The organism is Streptomyces sp. SID14436 (genome assembly GCF_010548465.1).
GTDB lineage: Bacteria > Actinomycetota > Actinomycetes > Streptomycetales > Streptomycetaceae > Streptomyces.
Genome location: NZ_JAAGMD010000551.1, coordinates 1 through 240 on the forward strand (window position 1 = coordinate 1; position 240 = coordinate 240).

1 pseudogene is annotated in these 240 nt (G+C 82.1%); it reads left to right on the forward strand.

Annotated features, from left to right (window positions below):
• Window positions 1-197, forward strand: a pseudogene (locus tag G3I53_RS19205) (ROK family transcriptional regulator); the annotation flags it as partial.
• Window positions 198-240: the final 43 nt, after the last annotated feature.

Below are 240 nucleotides of genomic sequence, written 5' to 3' on the forward strand. Positions count from 1 at the left end.
CCTGGACCCCGGCGGCCGGCGGGGCAGTGGCCCCGGCGGGCGGCGCGGAAGGCACCGGCGGCACCGGCGGCACCGAAGGCACCGGGGACGCGGAAGGCACCGGCGGCGCGGAAGGGACCGGCGGTGCCACCGACGGGATCGCGGAGGGCGCGGCCCAGCTGGTCCTGGCCCCGGTGTTCGGCCGCGACGACGGATAGCCGTCCCCGGGCTCCGCGCCACGGAGTCCGTCCCCCCGGGCCC